This window comes from Candidatus Dadabacteria bacterium, from assembly GCA_026705445.1.
Lineage (GTDB): Bacteria > Desulfobacterota_D > UBA1144 > Nemesobacterales > Nemesobacteraceae > Nemesobacter.
This window is the reverse complement of record JAPPAR010000030.1, coordinates 1-7,931: the sequence shown is the minus strand read 5'-3', so window position 1 is coordinate 7,931 and position 7,931 is coordinate 1. Positions and strand designations below refer to the sequence as shown.

Annotated in this window: 5 protein-coding genes; all 5 read left to right on the top strand. The window is 48.1% G+C overall.

Annotated elements, in window-relative coordinates; genetic code table 11:
* Positions 1-242 precede the first annotated feature (242 nt).
* The 5 genes from OXG75_06830 (at position 243) to OXG75_06810 (ending at position 7,720) form a co-directional block, all read left to right on the top strand.
* Positions 243-3,185, top strand: coding sequence for a S41 family peptidase (locus OXG75_06830; protein ID MCY3625685.1), 2,943 nt, complete (start codon positions 243-245; stop codon positions 3,183-3,185).
* A gap of 60 nt (positions 3,186-3,245) precedes the next feature.
* Positions 3,246-4,181 (top strand): ABC transporter permease, encoded by a 936-nt coding sequence (locus OXG75_06825; GenBank protein ID MCY3625684.1) that lies wholly within the window; start codon positions 3,246-3,248, stop codon positions 4,179-4,181.
* A gap of 21 nt (positions 4,182-4,202) precedes the next feature.
* Complete coding sequence (truA, locus tag OXG75_06820) at positions 4,203-4,943, top strand: tRNA pseudouridine(38-40) synthase TruA (GenBank protein MCY3625683.1); 741 nt, start codon at positions 4,203-4,205, stop codon at positions 4,941-4,943.
* Positions 4,944-5,048: 105 nt separating this feature from the next.
* Positions 5,049-5,810 carry a fumarylacetoacetate hydrolase family protein gene (locus OXG75_06815; GenBank protein ID MCY3625682.1) on the top strand — a complete coding sequence of 254 codons (762 nt, stop codon included), beginning with the start codon at positions 5,049-5,051 and terminating at the stop codon, positions 5,808-5,810.
* A gap of 122 nt (positions 5,811-5,932) precedes the next feature.
* Positions 5,933-7,720 carry a serine protease gene (locus OXG75_06810; GenBank protein ID MCY3625681.1) on the top strand — a complete coding sequence of 596 codons (1,788 nt, stop codon included), beginning with the start codon at positions 5,933-5,935 and terminating at the stop codon, positions 7,718-7,720.
* The last annotated feature ends 211 nt before the right edge of the window (positions 7,721-7,931 follow it).

The following is a 7,931-nucleotide window of genomic DNA, read 5'->3' as shown; positions in this document are numbered from 1 at the left end:
TGACCCTGTTGATACCGGGAATGCTTCTGCTTACAGAGAAGTGGAATCCTCTCGGTGGAGTACCAGGCTAAGGTTTATATTTTTAGCTGATTTACCAATAACGGGTAGAGGGAATCACAAGAATTTTCTCTGCCCGTTATTTTTTGTCTTTCCCTTCCTTCCTACGCCAGTCCCTTAAACAAAGCGGTTTGATATAATCCGCTTTATGATTGATAATAGAGTTTCCGGGACGGTGATCTGAATTGTCTGAAAAAATCCCTAGGTTTCTCAAAAACGGGTACTTGGCGCTTGCCTTGGGAACCATCATCGTCCTATCTTTTTTTCTTGTCGCCGAACCAGTCAGTCTTGACCGCAAATACAACAGTCAGAGCATAAAAATTGCCGAAGACACCCTTAAGCACGTAAACAAGTTTTATCTGGACAAAAACAAGATCGACTATGCGAAAATGCTTGAAAAAGGGGTTTCCAGCCTTGAAACCTTCCTTGACGACGTGCTGGTGGAATTTCCACAAGACCGGGGCAATGTCTTCGCCGTTCACGTAAAGGAAAAGACAAAGAAATTCAAGGAAAGAGAGTCACCATCCCCAAACGACGTCACGAGCACTCTGGGCCAAGTCGTGTCTTTTGTCCTTTCTAACACAGGAACCGAAGACCGCACCGTCAAAAACATAGAATATTCCATATCGGACAGCATGCTGAAGGTTCTTGACCCCCACTCCGCGATGATCCCGCCGGATATCTACAAGGAGTTTCTCATAGACACCGAAGGGAGTTTCGGAGGACTCGGAATAGTGGTCGGTATAAGAGATGGCCAGTTGACCGTCATATCTCCGATAGAAGGCACGCCGGCTTACAGGTCAGGGATAAAAACCAAAGATCGGATCGTGCAGATAGAAAACGAGTCGACCATAAACATGCCTCTTCTCGAAGCCGTAGGAAAACTAAGAGGTAAGAAGGGAACCAGAGTAAACCTTCTTATCTCGAGAAAAAAATTTTCCAAGCCCAAGAAGTTTTCGATAGTAAGAGACACGATAAAGATAGAAAGCGTCGAAGGGTTTGACCTTGAAAACGATATTCTTTACCTGAGAATAAGAAATTTCCAGAAAAACACGTCCTCGGATCTAAAAAAAGAGGTAAGCAGCCGCTCTTATCCAATTAACGGAATAATCCTCGATCTCAGAGGAAACCCCGGAGGTCTTCTCTCAGAGGCAGAGAAAGTAGCCGACCTTTTCCTCTCCTCGGGAACGATAATGACAACTAAAGCAAGGGACTATGCTAAAACCTACAGAGCGACGACAAAGCAACCTGAGTACAAGGGGAAAGTGATAGTGCTTGTGGATCAAGGAAGCGCAAGTGCGTCAGAAATAGTAGCCGGGGCGCTTAAAAACAACAAAAGAGCACTCGTGATAGGAAAAAGATCCTTCGGCAAGGGATCGGTCCAGAAGGTTTTCGAGTTCGAAGACGGCGCCGCTTTGAAACTCACAATAGCAAAGTATCTTACCCCGGGCAATATCTCCATCCAGGATAGCGGCATAACCCCCGACATTCTTCTTCAAGGATCAGTGATAACCGAAGATAAAGTCGTCTATAACCCTTTGCCCGAAAAAAGAGAAAACGGGGAAGAAGAGGCGTATATGCCAATCCCCGAATTCACGATCAAGTACGTCGACGAGAGGCTGGCACCCCAAGAAGAAGACGAGGATGAGATCCAGCCGGACGAATCGCTTACGAAAGCACAGAAACTTGAGAGACTGAAGAATGATTTTTACGTAAAACTTTCAAGAAGGATGCTCCTGGCGGAAACTAGGGAACAGATGTATGCAACAGCTACAGATTTTTCCAACGCCCAGCTTGAAGAAATCAGAAGACGGATTGAAAATACAGGAATCGACTGGTCTGCCGGTGAAACAAAAAAGCCTTCCGTATCGGTCCAAACGGTTCCCTCGAAAACAGCTTTCCGGGCCGGGGAAGAAAGTTTTCTTAAGATAAAGGTGACAAATTCCGGCCCTGACCCGATATACAGGCTCAGCGCTGTTACCGACTGTGAGAACCGCATTTACAGCGATGGAGAGCTTCTGTTCGGGAAACTGCTCCCCGGGCAGAGCAAAATCTCAAGAGTCAAATTTTCCGTTCCCAAATGGGTCACCACCAGAGAGGACAGTATCAAGCTCATTTTCACGAGTTCAGGGAACAAAACCTTTACGGAAGAGAACCTGCTCGTAGAAACCGTGGCGGACAAGCGTCCCGTCTACTCCCATAACCACGAAGTAGTGGACGACGGGAGATTCGGAAGCAAAGGCAACGGGAACGGCCATGCGGAACTTGAGGAAACCATAGTACTCAACATAAAATTGAAAAACACCGGAGATGGAACATCTGAAAAGACGGTAGCGACTCTTAAGAATCTTTCGGGGGACGACGTGTTTCTTGAGAAAGGAAGAGTTGAGCTTGAAAAGTTCCGTCCAGGGGAAACCAGACTTGCGCCTTTTCGTTTCAGGCAGAGCGGGAAAGGTGGTGAAACGGAATTTGAGCTTCTCGTAATGGATGAGGACTTCCGGGAAATAAAAACACAGAAAATAATCCTGCCTGTCTCCGAGCAGGAAAGACCGTTTTTCGCCACTTCCGCAAAGAAAACTGCCCTGTTCAAGGACTCAAGTTCCATACTTGGGGGAACTTTCCCTGCTGCCCCCGAAGTGGCTGTGGCACAGAAAAATTCCATGGTAAAAATTCTCGGTACTTCAGGGCGATGGATACGGGTTGAGGGGAAAAATTCTCTAGCAGGCTGGGTTGAAGAAAAAGCCATCAGGGTTTCTCGGGCAAGCTATGATGGTCCGTCCGGTGAAGCGTCGGATGAGAACGGAATCAACGGCGCAGGGCAGGGGATTTCAGTTCTTGAAGAAACCTTTGAAGAACCTCCTTTCATCATGATTTCGGATTTCCCCATGTCCACGGAGGCTTCCAAGATAACAGTGGAAGGATCGGTCAGGGACACTGACCGCATAGAGAGCGTCTCGGTTTGGAAAAAAGACGACAAGGTAAAGCTTTTTACACCGGGGAAAAACAACGTTCCCCTGCTTTTTCCCTTAACTCTCGAGGAAGGAATGAATCTTTTCACCATAGTGGCCAAGGACGAAAAGGGGATGACATCCAGAAAAGCCCTTGCCATAAGAAGAGATCTCTCCTGAACTCCGGATATGTACCGCACGCGCATTGAAAACAACGGATGAAGTCCCGGGAATAAAGCAATGCTTAAATTTCTTTTCCTCAGAATCCTGAGCGGAGCAGCAGTGATTCTCGCGGTCGCAAGCATAACCTTCTTTCTGCTGAGAGTGCTTCCCGGAGGCCCTTTCGACGCCGAGAAAAGCATTCCTCCTCACATACTTGAGAATATCGAGAAAAAGTATCACATGGACAAGCCGCTGCACAAGCAATACCTGATCTACATGGGGAACATGGCTCGCGGGGACTTTGGACCTTCCTACAAGTACGAGGACAGACCTGTTACCGACATAATAAAGGATACGCTGCCGGTTTCGATGGGACTGGGGCTGGTGTCCCTTGTACTTGCCTTTTTCATGGGAACAGCAATTGGAATGATTTCCTCGCTTTTTCCAAGAAGCATCCATGACATCGTTTCCGTACTTATCTCAACATCCCTGGTATCAGTTCCAAGCTTTGTCGTAGGAGCCGCACTCATATATCTTTTCTCCGTGAGATGGGGAGTTCTTCCGGCCGCTCTGTGGGGAGAGCCGAAACACATCGTCCTTCCGGCGATTACCCTTAGTCTGGCCCCGTTTGCCTATATCTCAAGGCTTGTCCGCTCCAACATGCTCGATGTGTCGGGCCAGTTTTTCGTAAGAACCGCTAGGGCGAAGGGACTTGGAAGAACGGAGATATTCACAAAGCACATCCTGAGAAACGCGCTTATACCGGTAGTAACGGTACTCGGTCCCCTGACCGCATATCTGGTAACGGGGTCGTTTGTCGTAGAGCATATATTCGCGATACCCGGAATGGGACGGTTCTTCGTTTTCGCCGTGGCAAATAGGGACTACTCCGTTGTGCTCGGAATAACGATCGTCTACGCACTTCTGCTCGTAATAGCGAATCTTATAGTTGACCTTCTCTACGCCGTACTTGACCCGAGAATAGAACTTAGAAAGCAGGAACCGGTCGCCTGATGGCAAGAAGAGCAGACGGAGATGAGAAAGAACGTAAAGATAATTATCGAGTATGACGGCACGGACTACCACGGCTGGCAGTGCCAGGGTGATCTTCCCACCGTACAGAAGACCATAGAAGACGCCTTACGGCAGATCACAGGGGAGAGTGTTAAGATAACCGGTTCGGGAAGAACGGATACCGGTGTGCACGCAATGGGTCAGGTGGCAAGTTTTCTCACCGATACGCAACTGGATTCCGAAACCTTGCGAAAAGCACTTAACTCCACCCTTCCCCGCGACATATCGATCATCAGAGCCCAAGAAGTGCCCCAGGACTTTCACGCGCAATTCAGCTCCAGAAGCAAGGTTTACGAATACAGGATTTTCAACAGACCGAATCCTCCCGCCCTGCAGAGAAACAGGGTCTGGCATATCCCCGAAAAGCTTGATATGGGGAAGATGAAAGAAGCCATCTCCCATCTTGAGGGAGACCATGATTTTTCAGTCTTCGCCACGGCCGACATAACCGTGAAAACCACGGTACGCACCGTAAAAGAGGTACATGTCAGGAAAAATCGCGAAGGAATAATACTGATTGAAATAGAGGCGAATGGGTTCTTGAAAAGAATGGTGAGAATGATAACGGGAACACTTGTAGAAGTTGGAAAGGGAAAACTTAGCCCAGAGGGATTCGGGCAGATACTTGCTGAGGGGAAAAAGACGAAAAATGTTTTTACCGCTCCCCCCAGTGGACTGTTTCTCAAAAAAGTTATCTACTGAATCCGTGTTATTTGATTTCAGTTTCCGCAACATTTATGTATCCTTCTTGGGGGTGAAATAAAACCTTTTCAAGTTTTTAACAGTCCCGGTTTTTGCAAGCACTCAATGAAATTCCTAAGATTCAGAAACAGCCAGGAAAAACCCGTGTTCGGAAAATATATCGACGGGGCGGTTTTCGAGATAGAAGGAAACATCTTCGGAAACTGGTCGGTAACGAATACGGAACACAACTACACAGACATCGAACCGCTTGCCCCGTGTCTTCCAACAAAAATCATAGCGGTGGGGCTTAACTATGAAGACCACGCGAGAGAGATGAAAAGAACTCCCCCAGAAGATCCCATGCTTTTCATGAAGCCTTCAACTGCAGTAATCGCCCACCGCGAAGAGATAAAATACCCGGCGCACATGTCAGAAAGGGTGGATTATGAAGGGGAGCTCGGAGTGGTTATAGGGAAAAAGGCGCGCATGGTCGAGGAAGAGAGGGCACTTGAGTACGTATTCGGATATACCTGCATAAACGACGTGACGGCGAGGGACCTTCAGGCAAAAGACATACAGTTTACAAGGGGCAAAGGGTTTGATACCTTTGCCCCCGTGGGTCCTTTCATAGAAACGAAAGTCGATCCTGGAAACCTTCGGATAAAAACTTTTCTGAACGGTGAGATAAAACAGGATTCAAGCACGAAAAACCTGATATTCAGCGTTCCGAAACTCATAAGCTTCATATCAGGGGTGATGACACTTCTTCCCGGAGACATGATAGCGACTGGAACTCCTTCAGGGGTAAGTCCCATGAAGCCGCTGGACGTAGTGGAAGTTGAAATTGAGGGGATCGGAAAACTTGAAAACCGCGTCAGCCTTTAGTGCCCGTCCGCAGATGGCACGCGGGTTAACGCCGCATATCTTTACACCACTTGAACTTTAAAGTGCAACACTAACTTCGATAATCTCTTTTCAGGGGAGTTTAGCACAGGGATCGACAGCCTATGCGTCCGACAGAATATGTATCGTTAAGAATCTTTGCCCTCGCCCTCCTTGTGCTTGGCGCTATGGGGGCCGGTTCCTGTGGCGGTGGTGGTTCGGATTACACCTCTCCCCCCGTAGGCAGATGCGATCTTGATCCCCAGAGAAACAAACAGAAGCGGACGGGGTACGAAAGAGAGAATTATTATCCCAAGAGGTTCAGCCGTGATTTGAACTTCCGCAACTACGGCACCGATATATCTCCCACAAAAAAGCATAAGGATATAGCAAAAAAAGTAAGCCGCTCCATATTCGAGATTGAAGTCAGAGAAGGCAATAAATCACATTACAAAGCACTGGGAACCGGGTGGCTTATTGCCCGAAAATATGTTGTTACAGCCGCGCACACTTTCGGGGGAATAGTGCCCAGGCAAGAAAGGGTATTCATACACACTTTTGACGGCCATACTATTGAAGCGGAAGTAGAACATATTGACCGGAGAGAGACTGAGGGAACCGATCTGGCGTTACTACGCCTTGAAGAAGAAATTTCCGCCGTTCCCATGAAGATAGCGGACAGAAAACCCTTAAGAAACGAATTTCTGATGGCTATGGGCGGGGCCAGCGTACTGAGAGGCCTCGGCGGATGGGCAGTTTCCGCGGGACCGGCACTTGAGTTAAGCAGCGAGTACACGGGGTGCCCGCTTCCTTATTATAGATTTGAAGATTGCCAGCAAGAAGGTTGTGAAACATTTTGCAATGCCGAAAGGATGTATCACGCAGTGCCAATATCTGGAGGAATGAGCGGAGGGCCCATATTCAACGAAAATGGAGAAGTGGTTTCCATCGTATCCGCGACAAAATCCGACTACGAAGGTATAGTCGGGGACTTGTTTGGCGCCATGCCTTTTCAGGTTTCCACCTCGCCGCCGGAGAATCTCTGGATCTATGCTTTTGATCAACCGGACCCGGATTCCTTTTCCTACGGACCGAACATCGAGGAACTGAAAGAAGTTTACGAAATGATCCCCAGTTCTGAAAAGCCTCATGACGCCGGTGATTACAGAGATAATGTGTGGCAAGAAACCGGACATGAGTTCGGCGATAAGTACAGCCCGTTTCCACTTGATCAATTCGAGCTTATGAACACAGAATATAAAAAAGCACGCAAAGCCACCGTCACAGTCAGGGTTATTCACGAAGGAAGCCCAATAAACGGTTCCGGATTCATATACAACAATAATACCGTCGTCACCGTAGGACACTTGGCCAAAAAGAAAGGCAACAGGGCAGACATTACCACAGAAGACGGCAGGGTTTATGACGGAGTTGTTTCAAAAATCCAGTATCAGGAGACTAAGGACCAAGGATGTGACATCGCGATTATAAAAATGGGTGAAGCAAACGCATTTTCAGAATATCCAAAGCTCCGGATAGCCGACTCCCCTTCGCTTAAGTGCGGAGACCCGCTTGTCGTTATCGGTTCCGGCTATGCATACAACAGCGTAGGTCCCCTGCAGGGAGTCGGAGCCGTTTACATGCGGGCAAGAACGTACGTATCCGAATTTCTCTCCCATTTTACTGCAAGCGGCATGAGCGGGGGTCCAATTGTAGACGGAAACGGCGAAGTAGTCTCTCTGAGTTCAATGACCTTCGGCAGGGAGCCGGAAGAAGGAGAGTGGATTGAACCCGGACCGCTAGTAATCCGCACCCGCCTTCCGGTTTATACAGCACAGGATTTCTCGGAGGGGCCTAATTCCGAAACCATGAAAAGGTTTGTAACAGAAGATGGTTTTTACTGCCCCGAATAAACAGCAGACCGCCTGAGCGTAACGACATTCCGCACCCAACCGGAACACATAGGGCTGTGATAGGCTTTTCGAGTAGCGGACATCCCTTTTCAAACCGGAGCCCTTAAGGTATTAGTATTGTTGAGTTGTTTTTTTTGCTCGATGAACATTGCCTAGCCCGCATTTCTCACCGCATAGGGATATGGAAGGGTTTTTAGGGTCAGCAGCCATG